This window comes from Streptomyces sp. NPDC032721, from assembly GCF_055579625.1.
Genome location: NZ_JBVIMX010000009.1, coordinates 167,879 through 192,053, shown reverse-complemented (window position 1 = coordinate 192,053; position 24,175 = coordinate 167,879). Strand labels below are relative to the sequence as shown.

The following is a 24,175-nucleotide window of genomic DNA, read 5'->3' as shown; positions in this document are numbered from 1 at the left end:
GACCCTGGTCCCGGTCCCCCGCCCCGCAGGGCCCCAGGGCCCCCGTCCGGATCATCCCTCGCCCCGACGCCCGGCCCGCCCCCGGCTGATGAGCTGGAGTCCGGCCCGGAGTTCCGGGCCGGCCACCTCGTATCCGTCCCGAACCCGACTGTCGGAGGACCCTGTGATCCGCGCCCTGACCCGGTACTCGACCGGCCACCCGTGGAAGGTCATCGCCCTGTGGTCGGTGCTGGGTGTCCTGCTGAGTGCGCTGACGCCGACGCTGATGGACCGCGTCACGCAGAGCGGCACCGGGGACTTCCTGCCCCGGAGTTACGACTCGGCCGCCGCGCAGCACATCGCCCGGGAGCAGTTCGGCGCGGACCCCGGCGCCACCACCGTGACGGTGCTGGTCGGGCGGACCGACGGCAAGCCCCTCCGTACCGCCGACCAGGAGCGGATCGCGGGCATCGCGGCGAAGCTGGGCCAGCGGCGGGTGGTGATGCCGAGGGAGGACGACGGGCCGCAGTTCCTGGTGCCGGACCGGTCGCAGACGCCCCGGGTCGCTCCGGCGATGACGGCGCCCGACGGGAGTTTCCGGCTGCTCGCGGTCGAGCTGACCGGGAGTTCCGCGGACAAGGGGGTCCGAGGGGTCTACCGGGCCTTCCGGGACTCGGCCAGGACGGAGTTCGCCGAGGCGGGGATGCGTACCGGCTTCACCGGGGAGCTGGCCGCGAGCGTGGACACCGGCGACGACAACGCGACGCTCACCAAGGTCGCGGGCGGTCTCGCCGTGGGGCTGATCGTCCTGCTCAACGTGCTGGTGTTCCGCAGTGCGCTGCTGGCCCTGCTGCCGTTGCTCGCGGTCGCGATGATCGGTTTCGTGGCGGTGGGGGCCGTCGCGGGCGGGGCGATGCTCACCGGGCGGAAGCTGGACTCGGGCATCACGGACCTGATCAACGTGGTGCTGCTGGGCATCGGCCTCGACTACCTGCTGTTCCTGCTGTTCCGGTTCCGCGAGCAACTGCGCAAGCGGCCCGGACAGTCCGCCCGCGAGGCCGCCGAGCAGGTCTCGGGCCGGGTGGGCACGGCGATCGCCTCGGCGGCGCTGACCATCGTGGCGGCGTTCGCGACGCTGGGGGTGGCGACGTTCGGGCAGTTCCGTTCGATGGGCCCGGCGATCGCCGTCGCCGTACTGGTGATGCTGCTGGGCAGCCTCACGCTGATGCCCGCACTGCTCGCGGCCGCCGGACGGAAGGTGTTCTGGCCGTCCAGGACCCTGGACCGCGAGCCGCCCGAGGGCCGGTCCGCCCGCCTCGGCACACTCGTCACGCGCCGCCCGCTGACCATGCTGGCCGCCTCCGTCGCGCTGCTCGGCACGCTGGCCGCCGGGCTGATCGGCATCCGCATGGACTACGGGCGGGGCGCCCCCGACACCACCACCCCCGCCGCCGCGACCTCCGCCGAGATCTCCCGTACGCTCCCGGCCGGCGTCAAGGACCCGACCAGCGTGTACGTGACCGCCGACGACGGCGGCACCCTCACCGCCGCCCGTCTCGACGGCCTCGCCCGCGCGCTCGGACGGGTCGACGGCGTGGCCAAGACCGCCCCCGCCGCCCTGAACAAGGACCACCGCGCCGCCCGCATCGACCTCTACCCGTCCGCCGACCCGCAGAGCCAGCAGGCCCGTGACCTGGCCGCCGGTCCGGTCCGGGAGGCTGCCGCCCGGCACGCACCGGCCGGTACGACGGCCCACGTGGGCGGCACCGCGGCGATGCTCGCCGACGTATCGGCCGCCGTCGACCAGGACCTGAGGACCGTGTTCCCGGTCGCGGCCGGGCTGATCGCGCTGATCCTCCTGCTCCTGCTGCGCAGCCTGCTCGCGCCGGTCGTCCTGCTGCTCTCGGTCGGCCTCGGCTTCGCCGCGACCCTGGGCGCCGCCACGCTCCTGTTCCAGCACGGCATCGGCGAACCGGGCGTCAACTACACCCTGCCCCTGGTGCTGTTCCTGTTCGTCGTCGCCCTGGGCACGGACTACAACATCCTCGTCACCGACCGCATCCGCGAGGAAATGCGCCTGCCGGGATCCACCCGTACCGCCGTGGCCCGCGCGGTACGCCACACCGCACCCGCCGTCGCGACGGCGGGCCTGGTCCTGGCCGCCTCCTTCGCGACCCTCGCCACGACCCCGGGCAACGCGCAGACGGCCTTCGCGATGACCCTCGGAATCCTGCTCTCCGCCCTGGTCGTCTCCCTGGTACTGGTCCCGGCCGCGGCCACCCTGCTGGGCCGCGCCCTGTGGTGGCCGCTGCGTCCCGGCCCCCGGCGCGGGGGTACAACACCCGTCAGTCCAGGGGGCGTTGAGACTCCGTTCGAGGCTCCGTTTACGGCTCCGTCTGAGGCTTCCGCACCAGCAACTGCATCCCCTCGGCCTCATGCCCGTTCATCGTGGGGACGGTGATCCGCCGGGTCCCGACGGTCTCGAACCCGGCGAGCAGCGATGCGAGACGGTCGGTGGAGTGGTGGCGGCAGACCGCGCCGTCGCCCGTCTCGAACACCCCGTAGGTCCCGTACTGTCCGGCGAACCTGGCATAGCGGTCGAGGTTGCGCGGGTCCTCCTGGAGCACCAGATCGCTGACGTACAGCAGCCCGCCGGGCCTGAGGACCCGCGACAGCTCGCCGATCAGCCGCTGCTGGGCCTCGTCGCCGGGTACGCACGTCAGCACGGCGAAGAGCACCGCCACCTCGACGCTCGCGTCCGGCCGCTCAAGCCCGCGCTCCGTGTCGAGTACGTCGAAACGGAGCGCGGGGTGCAGCACGCGGGCGCGGGCGATCATGCCGGGTGAGGTGTCGACACCGGAGAGGTCGCGAAACCCCGCCTCCTCCAGGTGGTGCAGCGTACGGCCGTACCCGCAGCCGTAGTCGAGGACCGGGGCGTCGCGGTCGATGCCGTCCAGCCAGGGCACGTACAGCGGGTGGGCGAACCGTTTGGTGTCGGCGACCGCGTCCCAGTAGGCGGTCTGGCGATCGAGGTCGGGCATGGCGGGTGCCTCCGTCGGTGTCCGGTGCCGGTTCCTCGGACCGTACAAGACGTACGGCGGCCGGATGTTCAGCCTGCGGCCAGTACTTCGGCCGGCACTTCGGCCGGTACGTCGGCCGGTACGTCGACGAAGGTGGCGCCGGACTCCAGCAGCCGTGCCCGCGCGTGGGCCGGGTCGATCAGGGACTCCGGCGCGTGGAGGTCCGGTGTTCCCTCAGACGGGTCGCCAGATCGCGGCGTTCCTTTGCCGTGAGGCCGCCCCAGATTCCTTCCGGGACGCCGTGCGTCATGGCCCACTGGAAACACCGCGCGCGGACCTCGCACATTTCGCAGACGCCCTTGGCCCGGCGTTCGTCGGCCTCGGTCACGTCGGACGTTCCCACGGGGAAGAAGATCTCTGGATCGGCGTCCACGCACAGTGCCTGCCGCTGCCAGTCGAGGTCCCTGCGAACCTGTCGCGGCAGTCCGGGAATTCGGGTCATGGGAACTCCTCCGGTGGATTGACTCCCTCCACCCTTGTGAGCTGCGAACCGGGGGTCAATGCACCGAAAGTCCCAGGTGAGAGGACCATTGGCCCGTACACGGACCGACGGCGGGCGCCGGGACCTACAGCCCCGCCGGGACGGGACCTCCGACACTTCCGGAACGGGCCTTTCGTCGCTGGATTCCCTGCCGGATCCCTTTCCTGAAATTCCTCATTCCCTTTCCCCAGCAGGCCTTTTGACAATTCGCCATGCGCCCAGCAGGGTGATTCCAGTGATGCGCTTCGGGCATTTCCCGAAGGCCGCGCAATCCCCTCCTCACTCGGATCGTCCGGCACGTACCGCCGGTGAAAGGGACGACGTACCCATGGCTGAAATCACTTTCGACAAGACCAGCTGCATCTATCCGGGGGCCGAGCGGCCTTCCGTGGACGCGCTCGATCTGCACATCGAGGACGGCGAGTTCCTCGTCCTCGTAGGCCCCTCCGGCTGCGGCAAGTCCACCACGCTGCGCATGCTCGCCGGCCTGGAGGACGTCAGCAGCGGCACCCTCCGTATCGGCGGGCGCGACGTCACCCACCTGCCGCCCAAGGAGCGGGACATCTCCATGGTGTTCCAGAACTACGCGCTCTACCCGCACATGACGGTCGCTCAGAACATGGGCTTCGCCCTGAAGATCGCCAAGGTGTCCAAGGACGAGATCGCGCGGCGGGTCGCCGAGGCGGCGAAGATCCTCGACCTCACCGAGTACCTGGAGCGCAAGCCCAAGGCGCTCTCCGGCGGCCAGCGCCAGCGCGTCGCCATGGGCCGGGCCATCGTCCGCGAGCCGCAGGTGTTCCTGATGGACGAGCCGCTGTCCAACCTGGACGCCAAGCTTCGCGTCCAGACGCGTGCCGAAATCGCCCGTCTGCAAAGGCGGTTGGAGACCACCACGGTCTACGTCACCCACGACCAGGTCGAGGCCATGACGATGGGCGACCGGGTCGCCGTGCTCAAGGACGGCCTGCTCCAGCAGGTGGCCTCGCCGCGCACCATGTACGACCTGCCCGCCAACAAGTTCGTCGCGGGCTTCATCGGCTCCCCTGCGATGAACCTCATCTCGCTGCCCCTGCACGAGGACGGCATCCGGTTCGGCGGCAGCACCCTCAAGATCAGCCGGGCCGCCCGGGAGGCCGCGGGCGGGCGGACCGTCACGCTGGGCATCCGCCCCGAGCACCTCGACTTCCACGCGAAGCACAGCGGCAAGGGGCTTCCGGTGACCTTCTTCACCGTGGAGGAACTGGGCTCGGACGGGTACGCGTACGGCAATGTCTCGCTCGACGACGGCACCGAAGTACCGCTGACGGTACGGACGTTCGGGCGCGAGGGCGGGCTGCGCGACCAGACGGTCCGGGTCATTCCCCGGCAGGAGGAGCTGCACCTGTTCTCGGACGTGACGGGCGAGCGGCTGCCCGACTGAGCCGCGCGCGACAAGAAGCACTGTGCCCCCGGCCCCTCCACGGGGACCGGGGGCACAGTCGGTTCCCGGCGCCCGTCAGCGCACCGCGCCGAACGCCACCGCCGCGGCCCCCACCAGGCCCGCGTCCGTACCCGTCTCGGCGGGTACGACCCGTACGTCACGGGTGAACGACAGCGTCGCGTACCGCTGGAGTTCGGCGCGTATGCGGTCGAAGATCAGGTCTCCCGCCTTGGCGACGCCGCCCCCGATCACCACGACCTCCAGCTCGACCAGCGCGGCGGTCGCCGCCACCGAGGCGGCCACCGCACGTGCCGCGCGGTCGAACGCCGCCAGCGGCACCGCCTCACCGGCGCGGGCGGCCTCGGCCACCGCCTGGGCGGTGGCGGGCACACCGGCCGGCGGGGTCCAGCCGTGGGCGACGGCGTACCGGACGATGCTCGGACCACTGGCCAGCCGCTCGACGCAGCCCCGGGAACCGCAGGGGCACTCCTCGCCCTCCAGGTCCACGCTCATGTGGCCGATGTGTCCGGCGTTTCCGGACAGCCCGGTGAAGAGCTTGCCCTCCAGGAGCAGTCCGCCGCCGACGCCGGTGGACACCACCATGCACAGCGCGTTGGTACGTCCCCGGGCCGCGCCGCACCAGGACTCCGCCGCCGCGATGGCCGGACCGTCGCCGATGAGGCTGACCGGCAGTCCGCCGACCGCGCCGCGCACCCCGTCCACCAGCGGGAAGCCGCGCCAGCCGGGGATGTTGACCGGGCTGACGGTCCCCTCGACGGTGTTCACCGGGCCCGCGCAGCCGATGCCGACGCCGACGACCCGGGTCCAGGCCGGATGGGCGCGCAGATCGTCGAGCACCCGGTGCACCTGGGCGAGCAGGACGTCGGCACCCTCGGTCGCGGGGGTCGGCAACTGCGCACGGACCAGCAGCGCGCCGGTGGAGTCGACGAGCGCTCCGGCGATCTTGGTGCCACCGATGTCGATCGCGGCGACGAGGGCGTCGGGGGCGAGGGCGTCGGCGGCGGGGCCGGTCTGCGGGAGAGGAAGAGTCATGAGGTGGGCGCTCGCTCGTGTCGTATAGGGAACGGGTCTGGGATACGGGCTTACGGATGTGGCGGCAGCTGGGAAGCACCGCGTTGCGACGGCACCCCGGACGGCGGCTCCTCCGGCGGCACCCCCGAGCTCTCGCGCGCCTCCAGCCTGGGCAGCGGCTCCTGGAGGCAGCGGGGTTCCGACCCCGCCAGCAGGCTCAGCACCTCCGTCGCCGCACGGTGCCCGAACTCCCCCGGCTCGCGCGAGAGGGCGGTGATCCGGGGGTGGAAGGTCCGGCAGATCGCGGAGTCCTCCCAGGACACGACGGACACGTCCTGGGGGATGCGCAGTCCGCGCTCGGTGGCGACGCCCGCCGCCGCCACCGCCATGACCTCGTTGTGGCAGATGAGGGCGGTGGGGCGCATCGGACCCGAGAGGAGGCGGCGGGCGGCCCTGACGCCCTGGTGGTCGGAGAAGTCGGTGGTCACCGACACCGTGTGGTCGAGGCCCAGGCGCCGGGCGGTGGAGCGCAGGGCGGCGGTCCTGCGGGCCGTGTGGGCGAGGCCGGGAGGGCCCGCCATGTGGGCGATGCGGCGGTGTCCGAGCTCGTACAGGTGCTGGATGATCAGCTCCATCGCGCCGCCGTCGTCGGCCCAGAGGTTGGAGAGGCGGGCCCGGCGGCCGTAGGCGGTGGCGGGGTTGGGTCCGTTGCCGGGGCGGGCCGTGCCCGGCGCCTCCATCGCGCCGACGACCACGGCGGGCATCCGCAGCGCGGCCAGCACCTCGGGGCGCGGGTCGCTCACCCGGGGGTCGACCACGATGACGCCGTCGACGCGGCCCTCCGCCCACCAGCGCCGGTAGAGGTCGCACTCGGCCTCGATGTCGTCGACCATCTGGAAGACGAGGGCGTGGTCGTGGGGGGCCAGTCCGGCCTGGATGCCGGAGACGACCTGGAGGAAGAAGGCCTCGACGCCGAGGCTGCCGGCCGGCCGGGCCAGCACCATGCCGATCGCCCGGGACCGTTCGTCGGCCGGGGTCGGTGCCGGGCCGCCGCCCGGTCCGGTGCGGCGGCCGAGCCGCTCGGCGACGGCGATCACCCTGCGGCGGGTGGCGTCGGAGACCCCGGGGCGGTTGTTGAGGGCGAAGGACACCGCGCTGGTGGACACCCCGGCCTCGCGGGCGACCTCCTTGAGGGTCGGCACGCGGGGCGGCCGGTCCGTCCCGACTCCCCCCGGGGAGGCCCCTGGGGCCCCGGAAGTCCAAGGGCCACGGCGGTCCTTCATACGACCCTCGCTATGTGTGTGGGCTCCATTGCCCTGGGCGTACCCATGTCCGCGGATATCCCTTCGGGTAGCTCCTGTGCCGCCACAGTATCGCCTCCCATATTCCTCCCCCTATGCAGTCCCGCCATGGTCCGAGCGCCCGAGCTTTAGAGAATTTAGTCCTTTTTAGTTGCGCTGACCTGCGGCTTTACGTTTTCCAGTCGTTTATCGAGCGTTGACGTAAAGGGAATTGAACTACAGGCTGACGCCGAGCTCTTCGCACCAGGCAAGAACCCAGGCAAGGAGTAAGTCCCTATGTCCATTCGTCGCAGCGTCGCGATCCGGACAGCTGTCGGCCTCGGCACAGTCCTCTGTCTTTCCGTTGTCACCGCCTGCGGTGGCGGGGGCAGCGACAAGGCCTCGTCCACCGACGGCAAGGTCGAGGGCAGTATCAAGTTCCAGACCTGGAACCTCCGGGCGAACTTCAAGGACTACTTCGAAGGGGCCATCAAGGACTTCGAGAAGCAGCACCCGGGCACCAGCGTCAAGTGGGTCGACCAGCCCGCCGACGGATACCCCGACAAGCTGAGCGCCGACGCCTCGGCCGGCTCGCTGCCGGACGTCGTGAACCTCTCCCCGGACCTGGCGTACCCGCTGGCCAAGGCGGGGCTGCTGCTGAACCTGGACAAGGACAAGGTCGCCTCGAAGTTCAAGTCCGAGTACCTGGAGGGTGCTTGGAGCGGATTCGAGATGCCCGGCATGGACGGCACGTACTCCTTCCCCTGGTACCTCAACAGCGGGCCGCTCTTCTACAACAAGAAGATGTTCAAGGACGGCGGCGCAGACGCGAACAAGCCGCCGAAGACCTTCGACGAACTCTTCTCCACCGCCGAGCAGCTGGCGAAGAAGGGCAAGGCCACTCTCGGCCAGCCGCCGACCATCGAGGACTTCGGCCGTTACGGCGTCGAGCCGATGGACAAGGACGGGAAGAAGTTCACGCTCAACAGCGACAAGGGCGTCGAACTCCTCACCAAGTACAAGAAGTTGTACGACGACGGCGGTCTGCACAAGCAGACGCTGACGCTCAAGGACGACTCCACGGGCACGAAGTTCCTCCAGCAGGAAATAGCGATGAACCCGGGCAGCGCCCATGACATCGACAACTTCAAGAAGAACGCCCCGTCGCTGTACGACAACCTCGGCATCACCGACGTACCCACGAACACCGGCAAGCAGAACATGTATCTGCAGGGCCTCTCGGTGAACTCGCAGAGCAAGAACGCGGCCACCGCCGTCGCCTTCGCCCACTTCCTCACCGACCAGAAGAACCAGGAGGCCTTCGCCCACGAGGTCGCGGTCTTCCCGTCCACCAAGGGCTCGCTGGACAAGGAGTACTGGACCAAGGACGACGGCACCGCCGAGGGCAAGATCCGGGTGGCGTCGGCGAAGATGCTGCCGACCGCGGTGAACTACACGCCGGTCCTGTTCAGCGACGAGATGAAGACGATCCTCCGCAACGAGATCGCCAAGTGCTTCACGGGGAAGGCCTCCCCGAAGGCCGCGCTCGACAGTGCGGTGGAGCAGATGAACAAGCTCCTTGAGCAGAACTGACGGGACGGTAGCCCCCGTGAGCACCTCCTCCGAAACCGCCCAGGCCCCCGCCGCCCCGGCCGGTTCCGACTCCGAAGGCGGCGGCTCCCCCGCCCGTCGTCGTGCCTCCGGGCACGACGGCGGGCGGGGCCGGCGCCGCACCCACCGGGCGCTCAGCCCCTGGCTGTTCCTCGCCCCGGGCCTGCTGATCACCCTGGCGTTCAACCTCTACCCGTTCCTCGCGACGGTCTGGAAGTCGTTCACCGACGCCCGCACCCTCACCGAGGGCGAGTTCGTCGGCTTCGACAACTTCACCGCGCTGTTCAGCGACGAGCAGTTCTGGGTGGCCCTGCGCAACAGCGCGCTGTACGTCGTCGTGGTCGTGCCCCTGCTGGTGTTCCTGCCCCTGCTGCTCGCGCTGCTCGTGCAGAAGCACGTACCGGGCATCACCTTCTTCCGCTCCGCCTTCTACACCCCCGTGGTCGCGTCCGTCGTGGTCGTCGCCCTGATGTGGGTGTGGATGCTGGACGACCGGGGCTTCATCAACGGGGTCCTGCAGATGCTGGGCGTCGACCCGGTGCCGTTCCTCTCCAACCAGTGGCTGCTGCTGCTGAGTTCGATGCTGCTGACGGTCTGGAAGGGCCTCGGCTACTACATGATCATTTACTTGGCCGCGCTGACCAACGTGCCGCGTGAGCTGCACGAGGCCGCCGAGGTGGACGGGGCCGGCGCGATCCGCCGCTTCTTCTCCATCACGGTCCCCGCGGTCCGCTCCACCATGGTGCTGGTGGGCGCGCTCTCCTCGGTCTCCGCCTTCAAGGTCTTCTCCGAGGTCTTCATGATCGCCGGTCCCACGGGCGGGCCCGGCGGCCAGGACACCACGCTCGTGATGCTGATCCAGCGGGTCGGCACCGGGCTCCAGGGCCGTACCGGATACGCCTCGGCGATCTCGATCACGCTGTTCGTACTGACGCTGATCCTGATGCTGTTCGTGCTGCGGGCCGACCGGAAGGACAAGGACTGATGACCACCACGACCGAATCCCCGGCGGTCCCGGCCCCGATCCGCAAGGACCCCCCGCGCCGCAGGCCCCGTCGCCGCGCCACCCCCACGTGGCGGCTGGTGGTGCGCTACCTGGCGCTGACCGTCGTACTGTTGATCATGATCGGCCCGTTCCTCTGGCAGCTGTCCACCTCGCTCAAGGGCGCCACCGAGGACATCTTCACCTCTCCGCCGCAGCTGCTGCCCGAGCACCCGACCTTCGACAACTACAAGGGCGTCGCGGACATCATCCCGGTCTGGGACTACATCCTGAACTCCCTGAAGGTGGCCGTCACCAACGTCCTGACGAACATCGTCGGCGCGTCCATGGCCGGGTACGCCCTGGCCCGGCTGCGCTTCAAGGGCCGCGGCGTCGCGTCCCTGGTGTTCGTGGCGGCGCTGCTGGTCCCGATGGAAGCGATCATGATCGCCCAGTTCGCGACCATGCGCAGCCTCGACCTGAACGACACCCTCGTCTCCGTGGTGCTCCCCGGCTGCATCGGCGCGATGAACGTGCTGCTGATGCGCAACGCCTTCAGCGGGATCCCGTACGAGATCGAGGAAGCGGCCATCGTCGACGGCGCCAACGTCTGGCAGCGCTTCACGAAGGTGGCGCTGCCCGCCGTCAAGGGCACCCTCGCGGTCGTCGCGATCTTCGCCTTCATGGGCGCCTGGGACGACTTCCTGTGGCCGCTCATCGTCCTGTCGGACTCCGAGAACTTCACGCTCACCGTGGGTCTCAACTTCCTGCACGGCACCTTCGCCAACAACCAGCGGGTGGTCGCGGCCGGCACCATCATCGCCGTCGCACCGCTGATCGTGATGTTCGCCTGCCTGCAGCGCTTCTTCTTCAAGGGCGTCGGCGAAGGCGCGGTCAAGGGCTGACCTCCCTTTCCCCGCCCCGCCCGCCTCCTCCCCGTACCACTTCTGGAGCCCCTCCATGGCCGCCCCTCCCTCCTCTCCCTCCCCCCGCGCGCCCCGCTTCGGCGTGAACTACACCCCCAGCCAGGGCTGGTTCCACCACTGGCTCGACTACGACCCGAGCGCCGTGCGCGCCGACCTGGAGTCGATCGCGGCCCTCGGTCTGGACCACGTACGGGTCTTCCCGCTCTGGCCGTACTTCCAGCCCAACCGCACCCTGATCCGGCCGCGCGCCGTGGAGCAGCTGCTCGACATGGCCGACGCGGCGGCCGAGTTCGGCCTCGACGTCAACGTCGACGGCCTCCAGGGGCACCTGTCCAGCTTCGACTTCCTGCCCGCCTGGACCCGCACCTGGCACCGCCGCAACCTCTTCACCGACCCGGACGTCGTCTCCGGCCAGGCCGAGTACCTGAAGACGCTCGCCCAGGCGCTGTCCGACCGGCCCAACTTCATCGGCATGACGCTCGGCAACGAGGTCAACCAGTTCTCCGCCGACCCGCACCCCGATCCGGACCGGGCCACTCCCGAGCAGATCGACGCCTGGCTGACGACGATGCTCGCCGCCTGCGAGGAGGGCGCCCCGGGACGCCCGCACCTGCACGCCGAGTACGACGCCACCTGGTACCAGGACGACATGCCGTTCACCCCCGACCACGCCGCCCGGCACGGCGCGATGACGGCGGTGCACTCCTGGGTCTTCAACGGCACCGCCCAGCTGCACGGCCGCGCCTCGGTGCCCAGCGAGCACCACGCCGCGTACCTGGTCGAGCTGTCCCAGGCCTGGGCCCGCGACCCGCACCGCCCGGTCTGGCTCCAGGAGGTGGGCGCGCCCGCCCCGCTGGTACCGGCCGAGCACGCCGCCGAGTTCACCGAGGCGACCCTGCGGGCGGCGCTGGACTGCCCGAACCTGTGGGGCGTCACGTGGTGGTGCTCGCACGACGTGTCGCGCGACCTGGCGGACTTCCCCGAGCTGGAGTACGGGCTCGGGCTGCTCACCAACGGCCGGAAGCCCAAGGACACGGCGCGGGTCCTGGAGCGGTACGCCCGTGAACACGCCGACGGCACCCGGACCTTCGCGCCCGCTCCCCGTACGACCGCACTCGTGGTGGACGCGGGCGACAACCTGACCACCCCGGCCAGGTCGGTGTGCGCCCCGGGCGGCGCGTTCTACGAGGCGTTCTTCCGGCTCACCGCCGAGGGCGCCCGCCCCACCGCCGTCCTCGCCTCGCGCGCCACCGATGCCGAGCACCTGGCGGGGCGGGGCATCACGGAGGTCGTCACCGTCGAGCAAGTGGCCTGACGCCCCTCACACGCCCCACCCCTCACTCTCGTAACAGCAGCTCGACACACTGCTCGACACACAGCTCGGCACACCAGCTTCACCGCAAGAAGGAGACCTCCCCCATGCATGACGACCGCGGACTCGTCGAAGCCCGGCTCAAGCGCGTCCTGGACGAGCGCATCCGTCCTGCCGTCTACCCCGTATCGGTGCCCATGGAGGTCGCCGTGTGGGACGCGCCCGGTGAGCCGGTGCCCGTCGAGGAGGGTCTGGCCGCCGAGCCGAAGCCGGTCGCGGTCGGCGACATGTGGGGCAAGCCCTGGGGCACCAGCTGGTTCACGGTGACCGGTACGGTGCCGAAGGAGTGGGCGGGCCGGCACGTCGAGGCGATACTCGACCTCGGTTTCGACGAGAACATGCCGGGCTTCCAGTGCGAGGGCCTGGTCTACCGCCCCGACGGCACCCCGGTGAAGGGCCTCAACCCGCGCAACCAGTGGGTGCGGATCAGCGAGCGGGCCGAGGGCGGCGAGAAGGTCGAGCTGCGCGTCGAGGGCGCTTCCAACCCCGTACTGCTCGACTACCACCCCTTCCTCCCCACCCAGCTCGGCGACATCGAGACCTCCCACTCCAACCCGCTCTACAAGATCGAGCGGATGGACCTCGCCGTCTTCGACGAGACGGTGTGGCAGCTGGTCGTCGACCTGGAGGTGCTGGGCGAGCTGATGGCGGAGCTGTCCGTCGAGTCGGCCCGGCGTTACGCCATCCTGCGCGCGGTCGACCGGGCGCTGGACGCCGTCGACCTCCAGGACGTCAACGGCACTGCGGCAGCCGCCCGTTCGTGCCTGGAAGACGTACTCTCCTCACCCGCCGAGCCGTCCGCGCACAGCATCACCGCCGTCGGCCACGCGCACATCGACTCCGCCTGGCTGTGGCCGCTGCGCGAGACCGTCCGCAAGGTCGCCCGTACGACCTCGAACATGACGGCACTCCTTGAGGAGGAGCCGGACTTCATCTTCGCGATGTCGCAGGCCCAGCAGTGGGCGTGGATCAAGGAGCACCGCCCCGAGGTGTGGGCGAAGGTCGTCGCGGCGGTCGAGGACGGCCGGTTCGTGCCGACCGGCGGCATGTGGGTGGAGGCCGACACCAACATGCCGGGCTCCGAGGCGATGGCCCGTCAGTTCGTGCACGGCAAGCGCTTCTTCATCGACGAGTTCGGCGTCGAGAACGACGAGGCCTGGCTGCCCGACACCTTCGGCTTCGCGGCCGGACTGCCGCAGATCATCAAGGCCTCGGGCGCCAAGTGGCTGCTGACGCAGAAGATCTCGTGGTCGCAGGTCAACAAGTTCCCGCACCACACCTTCCAGTGGGAGGGCATCGACGGCACCCGGATCTTCACGCACTTCCCGCCCGTCGACACCTACAACTGCTCGATGAAGGGCAGCGAGATCGCCCACGCGGCGAAGAACTTCAAGGACAAGGGCGTCGCCTCCGTCTCCCTCGCCCCGACCGGCTGGGGCGACGGCGGCGGCGGCACCACCCGCGAGATGATCGCCAAGGCGGCCCGGCTGCGGGACCTGGAGGGCTCCGCGAAGGTCAAGTGGGGCACCCCGGCCGAGTTCTTCGAGAAGGCACAGGCCGAGTACCCGAAGCCGCCGGTGTGGGTGGGCGAGCTCTACCTGGAACTGCACCGCGCGACCCTGACCAGCCAGGCAGGCACCAAGCAGGGCAACCGGCGCAGCGAGCACCTGCTGCGCGAGGCCGAACTGTGGGCGGCCACGGCGGCGGTGCGGGCCGGATTCCCGTACCCCCACGAGGAGTTGGACCGCATCTGGAAGACGGTCCTGCTCCACCAGTTCCACGACATCCTGCCCGGCTCGTCCATCGCCTGGGTGCACCGCGAGGCGGAGGCCACGTACCGCAAGGTCGCCGACGAGCTCAACGCGATCATCGACGCGGCACAGCGGGCACTGGCCGGCGAGGGCAGCACCCCGCTGGTCTTCAACTCGGCCCCGCACCCCCGCAACGGCATCGCGGCGGGCGGCGCCTCGACGGCGGTACGTGGCGACGGCGCGCACCTGACCCGCTCCGACGACGGCAACCTGGTCCTCGACAACGGCCTGCTGCGCGTCGTCGTCGACCCGCGCGGCCTGATCGTCTCGGCGTACGACCTGGTGGCCGGGCGCGAGTCCCTGCCCCCGGGCACCCCGGCCAACCTCCTCCAGATCCACCCGGACTTCCCGAACATGTGGGACGCCTGGGACGTCGACGAGTTCTACCGCAACACGGTCACCGACCTGACGGACGCCGACGAGGTGGCCCCCGCCTCGCAGCCGTCCGGGGACGGCGTGGCCGCCGTCCGCGTCGTCCGCTCCTTCGGCGACTCGAAGGCCACCCAGGTGCTGACCCTGCGCCCGGGCTCGCGCCGCCTCGACATCGACACCGAGGTGGACTGGCACGAGACGGAGAAGTTCCTCAAGCTCTCCTTCCCGCTGGACGTGCACGCCGAGCGGTACGCCTCGGAGACCCAGTTCGGCCACTTCTACCGGGCCACCCACACCAACACCTCTTGGGAGGCCGCCAAGTTCGAGGCCTGCAACCACCGCTTCGTGCACCTGGAGGAGCCGGGCTGGGGCGTCGCCCTGGTCACCGACTCCACGTACGGCCACGATGTGACGCGTACGGTCCGCGACGGTGAGGACGGCGATGGCGGTACGACGACGACACTGCGTGCCTCGCTGCTGCGCGCGCCGCGCTTCCCGGACCCGGAGACCGACCAGGGCGTGCACCGCTTCCGCCACTCCCTGGTGCCGGGCGCCACGATCGGCGACGCGGTCCGCGAGGGCTACCGGGTAAACCTGCCCGAGCGGACCCTGACGGGCGCGGCCGAGGTCGCCCCGCTGGTCTCGGTCGCCGACGACGCGGTCGTGGTCACGGCCCTCAAGCTGGCCGACGACGGCAGCGGCGACGTGGTGGTCCGCTTCCACGAGGCGCACGGCGGGCGCGCGAAGACCGTCCTCACGCCGGGCTTCCCGGCGGCGGACGTGGTCGCGACCGACCTGCTGGAACGCCCGCTGGAGGACGCGACCGCAGCACCGCTGACCGAAGCGGGTGTGCCGGTCGAGCTCCGCCCGTTCGAACTCCGGACGCTCCGCTTCCGCAGGGCGTAACCACTTCGGCCCGGCATGGACCTGCTGGGCTGTGGGGCAAGGGGGCCAGGGGGCCGCCGCCGACGATTCCGCTTCGTCGGTGGCGGTCCCTTTTTCGGCTCGGAGCGCCGCTTCTCCGGCTCGGAGCGCCGCTGTTTACTTCCCCAACTCCTCGGCCCTGGCGGCCCGTCGCGCGAACATCTCCGCCTTCGCGTCGGCCATCTCCCGGAGCGCGGTCTTCCGCTCCCGCTGGGCCAGCCGGTCGAGGTAGAGCTGACCGCGCAGATGGTCCGTCTCGTGCTGGAGGCACCGGGCGAAGTACCCGTGCCCCTCGATCACCAACGGGTTGCCGTTCATGTCCTGCCCCCGTACGACGGCGTGGTCGAGCCGGGGCACCATCCGGTAGGGCCCGGGAACCGAGAGGCACCCCTCCGGTTCCTCGACCAGTACGCGCCGCTCGGCCGGCACCTCGTCGAGGACGGGGTTGGCGATGTGGCCGACGTGCCGTACCCCCCAGTCGTCGGTGATGTCCCACACGAACAGCCTCAGGTCCACATCGACCTGGTTGGCGGCCAGTCCCGCACCGTCCGCCACGTGGTTCGTGGCGAACATGTCGTCGACCAGCTTGGCCAGTTCGGGCGTACCGAACCGCGTGACCTCCCGGCACTGCCGACGCAGGATGTCCTCCCCCACGACGGTGATCCGGCGTACGGCCCCCCGCTCGACCTCCGGCGCCAGCCGAGGGTACGAATCCACGGGCTCGCCCAGCACCCGCACCCGCCGGTCCCCCGAGGCACCTTCGACCCGACCCGCCATGGAACACCAACGCCTTTCCCTCACGCACGACTTGACCGAACACTTTGCAAAGTAGCACCCTTTGCAAAATGACCGACAAGGAACTCCCCTCTCCGAGCCCTTCGCCCCAGCTCCCCCAGCTCCCCCAGCTCCCCCAACTCCCGCACCGCGCCCGCCAGTCCCTCCCCGACCACCCCGTACGGCTCGCCCTCCTCGACCTGCTCGCCGAGGTCGGCACGGTCACCTCCACCCAGGCCGCCGCCCGCCTCGGCCACAGCTCCGGCCTCTGCTCGTTCCACCTACGCCAACTCGCCCGCCACGGCCTCATCGAGGAAGCCCCGCCCACGGACAGCCGCGCCCGCCCCTGGCAACTCCGCTGGGACTCCCCCGAGTCCCCTGAGTCCGCCGGGCCCGCCGCCGGCACCCCGTCCGAAGGGCAGCAGGAAGCGTCCTCCAGCGACGTACTCCATCTGACCCCGGCGGAACTGGCCGAACTCGCCGACTCCCTCCGCGCCCTGCTCTCCCACTACCGCGACCGCACCCCGGGCCCGGACACCATGCCCGTGGCAGCGATCACCCGCCTGTTCCCCCTAGTGGATCACTGACCTTGCCGACCACGGCTCACGGCTCGTACAACGGCAGGAAGTGCACGACCCCCTCCTCGTACGGATGAGCAGCACGCACCGCCTTCAGCACCGCCCCGGCCTGCTCCACCTCACAGACCGACTCGACCCTGCACTCCTCGGCCCGCCGTACGACACCCACTTCCCCGTCGTACGGCTGCGCGCCCTCCAACGGCTGCCAGCTGCCGGTCACCTTCCACACGCTGGAACACCGCGCGTACTCCCCCACCCTTCCGGCACCCACCGAGTGCAATGCATCGATCACGGCTTCCGCGTGACTCTCCGGAACAGATATCTCGATCTTCAGACGCGACATGGCGCCGACCCTAACAACGCCCCCGCAGGGGCCCTTTTCGAGGTCGCCAGGACCCCGAAAACCCACAGGAGCCCCTCTCCCGCCCTCCGACGCCACCTGAGGTCCCTTCACACCAGGACATCCGAGTTCGGGCGCTGAAGGCCCCATTCTGTGGGCCGCTTTTTGGGACACCTTACGCAAAATTTCCGTTTTGAGCACTTAATCCCTCCGCTCCGACCCTTCCTTGGATTAAATACGGTACAGAGCTGTATCGTATTCATCCATGACTACAGATCAGCCCGACCCGCTCCGCCCACCCGGCCGCCCCCGAAGTCGCGAAGCCGACGAAGCGATTCTCGGCGCCGCGCTCGACCTGCTGATCGAGCGGGGCGCGAGCGCGACCAGCATCGAGCAGATCGCCCGCCGGGCCGGGGTCACGCGCGCCACCGTGTACCGGCGGTTCCCGAATCTGACGGAGCTTCTGGTACGGGCCGTCGAGTGGGAGTTCCGCGACGCGGCCTCGCCGCCGCTCGACTGGCCTGACATCGACGCGATGGTCACCGACTGGGCCGACCACCTCAGCCGCCCCCGCACCCGCCGACTGATCCGGCGCCTGTACGGAACGGTCGACGACCTCCCCGAACTGCTGCGCGCGTACGACAACGCCCACGGCAGCCACCGCGGCAAGGCGGTCCGCAGCACCCTCACCACGGCCCGCACCACCGGGCAACTCCCGCCCGACAGCGACCCCGAGCTCCTCCAGCAAGTCCTCAGCGGCGCGGCATTGCAACACCTGGCGGGCCGTCCCGACAGCACGAGTGCCGAGGAGATCAAGGCGTACTTCCTCGCCGTCCTCCAACTGACCGGCTTGCGCCAGGAGCCCCGAACACTCCCGAAGGAGCACCATCGCCATGCCTGAGAACGCCATGCCCTGGCTCGGCCGCGACATCCGGCGGGCCCGCCGGCAAGGCCCCGACGCCCTCGACTCGCGTCGGCGCGCCCGGTTGGCCGATGCCGTGGCCCGTGCCCGTACCCACTCCCCGTACTACCGCGAGCTCTACCGAGACCTCCCCCGACGGGTCGACGACGCGACGCTCCTCCCGGTCACCAGCAAGCCCGAACTGATGGCTCACTTTGACGACTGGGCGACCGACCGCGAGATCACCTACGACCGGATCCGCTCCTTCGTCGACGACCCGGAGATGATCGGCCAGGCGTTCCTGGGCAAGTACATGGTGGCCACCACCTCCGGAACCAGCGGCCGACGCGGGCTCTTCGTGCTCGACGACCGGTACATGGAAGTCGGCTCCGCCCACACCTCCCAGGCCCTCTCCACCTGGCTCGGCACCGCCGGTACTCTCCGCACCGTCGCCCGAGGCGCCCGTTTCGCCCAACTGGTCGCCACCGACGGGCACTACGCGGGCTTCTCCGGCTACCGCCGGCTGATGCGCGAGGGCGGCTGGCGCAGCAAGATCCTGCGCGCGTTCTCCGTGCACACCCCGATGCCCGAACTGGTCGCGCAGCTCAACGCGTTCCGGCCGTCGATCCTCATCGGCTACACCAGCATGATCATGCTCCTCACCGCCGAACGGGAGGCCGGTCGGCTGAACATCCGGCCCACCCTGATCCAACCCGCGGGCGAGACGATGACCACCGCGGACACCGACCGCATCGCCGCCGCCTTCGGCACCACGGTCCGCTCGGTGTACGGCGCGACCGAGTGCACGTACCTCAGCTACAGCTGCGCGGAGGGCTGGTACCACGTCAACAGCGACTGGGCGGTGGTCGAACCGGTCGACGCGGACCACCGGCCGACGCCGCCCGGCGAGTACTCGCACAGCGTCCTGGTCACCAACCTCGCCAACCGCGTACAGCCGTTCCTCCGTTACGACCTCGGCGACAGCGTGCTCCAGCGGCCCGACCCGTGCCCGTGCGGCAGCCCGCTGCCCGCGCTCCGGGTGCGGGGACGGGCGGGCGACATCCTCACGTTCCCGGTCGGGGACGGAGAGCCGGTGCGGCTGAGCCCGCTCGCCTTCAGCACCCTTTTCGACCGTACGCCGGGCGTGGAGCTGTTCCAGATCGAGCAGACGGCGCCGACGGTTCTTCGGGTACGGCTACGAGTGGCCGACGGCGCCGACCCGGACTCCGTCTGGCGGGCCGTCCGTCACGAGCTGACGGTGTTGTCCGCGGACAACAAACTCGGCGACCTCACCCTGGAGCGCGCCTCGGAACCGCCGCAGCAGGCCCCCGGGGGCAAGTTCCGCACCGTCATCCCGCTCCCCCTCCAAGCGCCCTAGGCGTTCGCGGCGTCGTCCTCGTCATCCGCCCAGGACTCGAACTCCGCATACTCGAAGGGGTCCTTGACCTTGCCGAGGCTGGGGAACCCGTCGTCGGAGAACCGGCCCCGGAGCCATTCCAGCAGGGTGTCGGTCAGTGGCAGCGGCAGCGGCGGGCCCTGGTCGGAGTGGCGGGGGTGGACGATCAGCGGCCAGTCGTCGGGGCTGTCGCCCACGGTCAGCCAGCAGATTTGGTCACCGTCCATGGTGCTGGCGAACCCCAGAATGCCGCCTTCCTCCGGCCAGGCCGCCAGGGGGTAGAACTCCGGGTGCGAGTCCCGCAGCGTGCGATAGGTGTCCGACGTCCAGTCGCTCTGGTCCGCGAGCCCTTCGCGGCCCGAGCTCAGGGGTGTGGGGAAGTTGAGCCACCCCCTTGCCCAACTGCCGCCCCCGTACCGCTGCATGAGGTCCACGTACTCCGTGGGCAGGCGCGTCCCGAGCCGTTCGTACAGCCACTCCCAGCTCCGCTCCCCCAGGTCCGGCTTGGCGGGCGGTGGGGCGAGAGCGGTCAGTGCCGCGAGCCCACTGCCCTCGGTGAGCGCGGTCCGCTGCTGCGGGGTGGGCTCCGGGCGGGGCGGCGGCGGGGTCCAGGGGCCCGGCGCCAGGTCGGTGAGGAAGGCGGTGCGGGAGGCCGTGGCGGGCATGCCCTGGCTGACGAGACCGGACAGGAAGGGGAGGAGGGGCTTGGTGGTCCGTTGCCACGGGTCGCCGCCCTGGTTCGCCACGTCCTGGTCGTGGCCGACGACGGGCCAGGCGTCGGGGTCGTCGGAGACCGTCGTGTCCCAGTAGAGAACGTCGCTGGTACGGGTCGCGCCCCAGGGCAGCCAGCCGTCCGGAGCGCGCTCCCTCTCGGACTTCAGCCAGACCGCGTAGTCGAACCGGCCCTCCTGGGCGCAGGGTATGTGCAGCCAGAGGTGCTGCCCGAGGTCCAGTGGCCCGTACTCGGAGGCGATCGCCTTGTAGTCGGCGGGCAGCCGCAGCCCGAGCCACGACTCGACGGTGTCCCAGTCGACGGGGACGGGGACGGGGTCGGGAACCGGGCCTGTGCCGGTGCCGGTGCCGGTGCCGGTGCCGGTGCCGGTGCCGGTGCCGGTGCCGGTGCCGGTGCCGGTGCCGGTCAAGCCGAAGAGCTCCGCGAAGGTCTCCACGGCGTTGGTACGGGATTCCGATGTCATGGGCGGGAGCCTTGCACATGGCTCTGACAGTCCTCCCCCAGCGCCCGAAGCATCCGCCGCATCACCTCAACCGGCAACCCTGGATTGCTCGCAGCCCGCTCGGCGAACTCCCCGTCCCGCAGCAGTCGCACCAACACCCCTGCGGGAAGCCGGGGATGGCGGATCGCGCACGCCCGTACGCCCTCGTCCGGATCGTCGAGCAGCCGTACAGCGGCGGCAGCCGTCAGCCGCGCATCGCTCGCCGCCCGGTACCGGACCTCCGCACTGGGGTCCCGGGTGAACCGGTCGACCAGTTTGGAGGTCGACTCCGGGGCGTCAAGCGCGAGTTGACGCATCCTCGGACTCGGGTCGTCCGCGTACTCCAGCAGGCGGTGACGGGGGAAGTTCGGGTGCCCGCGCGGCCGGTCGGGGCAGCTGAGGCTGCCCGTCCACCACTGCCAGACCCTCAGCAACATGTCCGCCGGTGCGTCGTCACAGGACTCGGCGAGGAAGAGCTGTACGACCCGGTCCTCGTCCCCGGCGAGAAGTGACACCACGTCAGGCGGGAGATGCCGGGCACGGGCCACGCTCCTGCGGATCAACGGATGCGAGGACGCGGCGAGCCTGCGCATGGCGGCGGCATCATCGTGCAGGGCGGTCACCCAGTCCAGGGGGTAATGATGGATGCCGGGGTCGAATTCGATACGTACGCCGGCCCGCTGCTCCTCGGTGAGCCCCGGGCTCACGGAGACCTCCCACCGAACCCCTGCGTCCCCATCCCCTGCCAGCGCCCCGACCAGCTCGCTCGGCAGATGCGGATTGCGCGCGAGGGCACGGCGCAGCTCCGGATCCTCGTGTACGGCGAGGTGCGCGGCGAGGCCGTACTCCAGTCGGCACGTCTCCGCCGCAGCGGACCCGAGCCCCTCCTCGTCGAACACGGCACGCGACAGCGGATGCTCCCGGTGGTACATCAGCAGTGCCTCGGTACGGGGCCCGGCGGCGGCATCGGTGAGCAGCTCCTGCCGGACCGAGTCGGGGAGCCGAGGCCAGGCCCGACGACAGGCCGCGGCGCGTACATGCGCTTCGGGATCGCGACACAGAGCGATGAGGAGGTGCTCGGGCAGGCCGGGCAGCCGCAATGCCTCCGCTCTCACCCGGCTCGCGGGGTCGGCACAGAGACGCTCGTACGTCGCCTCGGTGAGCGTCGCTCCCCGATCGGCGGCGATAAAGCTGCTCAACCAGCGTTGGTGTGCTGTGGCTTCCTCGTCGAGGATCAGCCGCTCCCAGTGCTCCGCCGTGATGTTCGGCTGGGCCTCCAGGAAGTGGTACCGCACCTTGGGGTCGGGATGCCGAAGCCCGGCATCGACGACCGCTGGGGGCAGCGGACGCCAGAAGTGGAAGGTGGTGAGATCCATCAGGTCGGCCAGCACGTCATCGGGGGCGGCCTGGTTGAACGCGAGTCCCTTCGCCCATTCCCCACGCCCGCGCGTGCTGAACGCCGGCCACCGGAACAGGGACTCCCAGGCGGCGTCCCACTCCCCCGGGCTCTCCCGCACCGAGGCTTCGGCGGCCTCCTCCTGCCAGGCCGTCACCCCGTCGATGAGCACGAGCCAGGTCTCGTACTCCTCGGCCGTGGCCCCCAACAGCACCTCGCCGTCCAGGGACAGCGTGACGAACTCCGGCCGACCGGCCCGCTCCCCCAGCACACCGGCCAGATCCCACCCCTCCGAGGAGAGCCGCACCCGGGTCCACTCCCCCGCTCCGGGCCCGTTCCAACTCCCCGGCACATGGATCAGAAAGACGCCCTCTCCCCCTTCACCGAGAACCCCGTGCCCCACCGCAAGCCGGTACCAGTGTGCGTTGAGCTCCCCCACCTGGTCGTCCAGGCTGTCCGGCACGGTCACCGTGGGTACGGTCGAACCCGCGGCCATCGGCCGCCATGCGACCCGGGGCGGCAGTACGTTCTCCCGCCGCCACTCCCCCACCGGCTCCAGCCCGGCCCGCCGAAGCACCTTCTCCAGCGCGACTCGTCGCTCGCGCCGCCCCTCTGCCATGCCCGTCATGGGAGTTCATCCTGCCCGAGCCCGCCTAGTGTTTTGTTGTCCGCGGACAACAACTCCGGCCCACGAAAGAACTGCCCGTGCTTCCCCTCATCCTCTTCGGCTGCTTCGCGCTCTCTGCCGTGGTCAGCACCCTCGCCGCACGAGTGGGCCACCGTGGCCAGGCCTGCGAACGCTCCCTCGGCTACTCGGTTCCCGACCACGTACGGGCGGATCCGGAACTACGACGCCAGGCCAACGCCCTCATCGCCCACTGGTGCACCAGAGCCGCCATCCTCAGCCTGGCCCCACTGGTGCCACTGGCTCTGCTCATCACGAGCAACGACACATCGACCGTATCCACCTGGGCCCTCATCGCCCTCGCCGCATACGGCTTCGTGGTGGTCGTGGTAGCCACCTACCCCTTCGAAAAGCTCAAGCACCTCACTCCCCCAGAGCCCTCCTGAGCCACCCACATCCCCCATGTGTTGTCCGCGGACAACACATCCACCCACCCAACCCCGACTCCGCAATCCCACAGACGTTGTCCGCGGACAACAAACCCGACCCACCGACCCAGCACCCCGCCCCTCCCCCAAACCCCTGGATGTTGTCCGCGGACAACACATCCGCCCGCCCAAGACGCGACGGCACCCCCGCCCTAACCCCTGGGACGTTGTCCGCGGACAACACATCCGGACCGCTGACCCAGCACTTCACTCACCTCCCCACCCCCGAATGTTGTCCACGGACAACGAATCCGCCCAACCCTCCCAGCGCCCCAACCCCACCCTCGGCCCGCCGAGTGTTGTCCGCGGACAACACATCCCGACCGCTGACCCAGCACTCCACTCACCTCCCCACCCCCGAATGTTGTCCGCGGACAACACATCCGCTCACCCCTCCCCAAGCCCCCACCCCACCCTCGACCCTCCGAGTGTTGTCCGCGGACAACACATCCGCTCACCCCTCCCCAAGCCCCCACCCCACCCTCGACCCTCCGAGTGTTGTCCGCGGACAACACATCCCGACCGCCGAGCCGACCCCCAGACGTTGTCCGCGGACAACACTTCCAAGAGCCGCGTGCGGTCTTCCGGTGTTGTCCGCGGACAACAAATCGGCGTGCCGAGGTCGGCTCAGATACTCATGTGGAAGCGCCGCCGGCCACCCAGCGGCTCCGGATTTGTTGTCCGCGGACAACACACGCGCTCACTGATCCGGCATCGGCGACCACACCCCGGCGGCCGTTCCCTCGCGCACATGCTCCTCGTAGACCGTGACCTTGTGCTGGATGACCTCAAGGCTGGCCGTCAGCTCAGCGATCTTGGCGCGGACATTCCGCTCGTGCTCCTGAAGGAGAGCGAGCCGGTCCGGTTCGTTGCCCGGGCCTGAGCGGACGAGTTCGGCGAACCGCCGGATGGTCGCGAGCGGCATGCCCGACTCCCGGAGCCGACAGCACAGGACGAGCCAGTCGACGTCCGTCTGTTCATAGATCCGCTGCCCGCCTCTCGTACGCGGGACCTCCCGCAGGAGCAGTCCTTCGCGTTCAAAGAACCGGAGGGCGTGGATCCCCAGTCCGGTCATCTCGGCGACCTTGCCAATCGGCCACCCGCCGCCCTTGGCCGCCTTCTTCTTCACGTCCTCGATCATGGAAGCGACGATAGCTTGACCTCGCCCGCACTCTAGGTTTTAGCGTCGCTCT

At 70.2% G+C, this 24,175-nt stretch carries 20 protein-coding genes; 11 read left to right on the top strand and 9 right to left on the bottom strand.

The annotated features are described in order from the left end of the window. Positions 1-163: 163 nt before the first annotated feature. Positions 164-2,440: an MMPL family transporter gene (locus tag ACZ5PB_RS20385; protein ID WP_468692973.1), complete on the top strand. Its 2,277-nt coding sequence runs from the start codon at positions 164-166 to the stop codon at positions 2,438-2,440. On the opposite strand, the gene ACZ5PB_RS20380 is transcribed toward ACZ5PB_RS20385, so the two are convergent. Beyond that, positions 2,364-3,020: a class I SAM-dependent methyltransferase gene (locus tag ACZ5PB_RS20380; protein ID WP_468692971.1), complete on the bottom strand. Its 657-nt coding sequence runs from the start codon at positions 3,018-3,020 to the stop codon at positions 2,364-2,366. The two genes, ACZ5PB_RS20385 and ACZ5PB_RS20380, sit on opposite strands and share 77 nt — an antisense overlap. Before the next feature lie 178 nt (positions 3,021-3,198). Further along, entirely contained in the window at positions 3,199-3,501 is a 303-nt protein-coding gene (locus ACZ5PB_RS20375; RefSeq protein ID WP_468692969.1) for a WhiB family transcriptional regulator, read from the bottom strand. A 367-nt stretch (positions 3,502-3,868) separates the two neighbouring features. On the opposite strand from ACZ5PB_RS20375, the gene ACZ5PB_RS20370 reads away from it, so the two are divergent. Continuing rightward, a complete protein-coding gene (locus ACZ5PB_RS20370; protein WP_468692968.1) occupies positions 3,869-4,960 on the top strand; it encodes an ABC transporter ATP-binding protein in 1,092 nt (363 codons plus the stop codon). A 75-nt stretch (positions 4,961-5,035) separates the two neighbouring features. On the opposite strand, the gene ACZ5PB_RS20365 is transcribed toward ACZ5PB_RS20370, so the two are convergent. Both ACZ5PB_RS20365 and ACZ5PB_RS20360 read right to left on the bottom strand, forming a co-directional pair. Continuing rightward, the gene (locus ACZ5PB_RS20365) at positions 5,036-6,013 is read right to left on the bottom strand and encodes an ROK family protein (protein ID WP_468692966.1); all 978 of its coding nucleotides are present in this window, start codon (positions 6,011-6,013) and stop codon (positions 5,036-5,038) included. Positions 6,014-6,063: 50 nt separating this feature from the next. Continuing rightward, on the bottom strand, positions 6,064-7,194 hold the full coding sequence (locus ACZ5PB_RS20360; protein ID WP_468692965.1) for a LacI family DNA-binding transcriptional regulator: 1,131 nt from the start codon (positions 7,192-7,194) through the stop codon (positions 6,064-6,066). Positions 7,195-7,569: 375 nt separating this feature from the next. Between ACZ5PB_RS20360 and ACZ5PB_RS20355 the strand changes: the two genes are divergently transcribed. The 5 genes from ACZ5PB_RS20355 (at position 7,570) to ACZ5PB_RS20335 (ending at position 15,252) form a co-directional block, all read left to right on the top strand. Continuing rightward, a complete protein-coding gene (locus ACZ5PB_RS20355; RefSeq protein ID WP_468692963.1) occupies positions 7,570-8,865 on the top strand; it encodes an ABC transporter substrate-binding protein in 1,296 nt (431 codons plus the stop codon). Positions 8,866-8,881: 16 nt separating this feature from the next. After that, the gene (locus ACZ5PB_RS20350; RefSeq protein ID WP_468692961.1) at positions 8,882-9,868 is read left to right on the top strand and encodes a carbohydrate ABC transporter permease; all 987 of its coding nucleotides are present in this window, start codon (positions 8,882-8,884) and stop codon (positions 9,866-9,868) included. Continuing rightward, on the top strand, positions 9,868-10,770 hold the full coding sequence (locus tag ACZ5PB_RS20345) for a carbohydrate ABC transporter permease (RefSeq protein WP_468692959.1): 903 nt from the start codon (positions 9,868-9,870) through the stop codon (positions 10,768-10,770). Before ACZ5PB_RS20350 ends, ACZ5PB_RS20345 begins: the two co-directional genes overlap by 1 nt. Before the next feature lie 55 nt (positions 10,771-10,825). After that, positions 10,826-12,106, top strand: a complete 1,281-nt coding sequence (locus ACZ5PB_RS20340) for a glycoside hydrolase 5 family protein (RefSeq protein WP_468692957.1) — start codon at positions 10,826-10,828, stop codon at positions 12,104-12,106. Positions 12,107-12,210: 104 nt separating this feature from the next. Beyond that, positions 12,211-15,252, top strand: coding sequence for an alpha-mannosidase (locus tag ACZ5PB_RS20335; RefSeq protein ID WP_468692956.1), 3,042 nt, complete (start codon positions 12,211-12,213; stop codon positions 15,250-15,252). Between the two features lie 135 nt (positions 15,253-15,387). Here ACZ5PB_RS20335 and def read toward each other — a convergent pair whose 3' ends face one another. Then, positions 15,388-16,047 carry a peptide deformylase gene (gene def / locus ACZ5PB_RS20330; RefSeq protein WP_468692954.1) on the bottom strand — a complete coding sequence of 220 codons (660 nt, stop codon included), beginning with the start codon at positions 16,045-16,047 and terminating at the stop codon, positions 15,388-15,390. Between the two features lie 68 nt (positions 16,048-16,115). Here def and ACZ5PB_RS20325 point away from each other — a divergent pair, with 68 nt between their 5' ends. After that, a complete protein-coding gene (locus tag ACZ5PB_RS20325; RefSeq protein WP_468692952.1) occupies positions 16,116-16,631 on the top strand; it encodes a helix-turn-helix domain-containing protein in 516 nt (171 codons plus the stop codon). A 16-nt stretch (positions 16,632-16,647) separates the two neighbouring features. On the opposite strand, the gene ACZ5PB_RS20320 is transcribed toward ACZ5PB_RS20325, so the two are convergent. Continuing rightward, positions 16,648-16,965: a hypothetical protein gene (locus ACZ5PB_RS20320; RefSeq protein WP_468692950.1), complete on the bottom strand. Its 318-nt coding sequence runs from the start codon at positions 16,963-16,965 to the stop codon at positions 16,648-16,650. Between the two features lie 262 nt (positions 16,966-17,227). Here ACZ5PB_RS20320 and ACZ5PB_RS20315 point away from each other — a divergent pair, with 262 nt between their 5' ends. Together ACZ5PB_RS20315 and ACZ5PB_RS20310 are read left to right on the top strand one after the other, a co-directional pair. Further along, entirely contained in the window at positions 17,228-17,863 is a 636-nt protein-coding gene (locus ACZ5PB_RS20315; protein ID WP_468692948.1) for a TetR/AcrR family transcriptional regulator, read from the top strand. After that, entirely contained in the window at positions 17,856-19,241 is a 1,386-nt protein-coding gene (locus ACZ5PB_RS20310; protein ID WP_468692946.1) for a phenylacetate--CoA ligase family protein, read from the top strand. Before ACZ5PB_RS20315 ends, ACZ5PB_RS20310 begins: the two co-directional genes overlap by 8 nt. Here the strand turns inward: ACZ5PB_RS20310 and ACZ5PB_RS20305 are convergent. Beyond that, a complete protein-coding gene (locus ACZ5PB_RS20305; RefSeq protein WP_468692945.1) occupies positions 19,238-20,455 on the bottom strand; it encodes an SMI1/KNR4 family protein in 1,218 nt (405 codons plus the stop codon). The genes ACZ5PB_RS20310 and ACZ5PB_RS20305 overlap by 4 nt on opposite strands. Further along, a complete protein-coding gene (locus tag ACZ5PB_RS20300; RefSeq protein WP_468692944.1) occupies positions 20,452-22,497 on the bottom strand; it encodes a PE-PGRS family protein in 2,046 nt (681 codons plus the stop codon). Before ACZ5PB_RS20300 ends, ACZ5PB_RS20305 begins: the two co-directional genes overlap by 4 nt. A gap of 77 nt (positions 22,498-22,574) precedes the next feature. Between ACZ5PB_RS20300 and ACZ5PB_RS20295 the strand changes: the two genes are divergently transcribed. Then, positions 22,575-22,940, top strand: coding sequence for a hypothetical protein (locus tag ACZ5PB_RS20295; RefSeq protein WP_468692942.1), 366 nt, complete (start codon positions 22,575-22,577; stop codon positions 22,938-22,940). A 742-nt stretch (positions 22,941-23,682) separates the two neighbouring features. Here the strand turns inward: ACZ5PB_RS20295 and ACZ5PB_RS20290 are convergent. Next, positions 23,683-24,123, bottom strand: a complete 441-nt coding sequence (locus ACZ5PB_RS20290; protein WP_468692941.1) for a MerR family transcriptional regulator — start codon at positions 24,121-24,123, stop codon at positions 23,683-23,685. Positions 24,124-24,175: the final 52 nt, after the last annotated feature.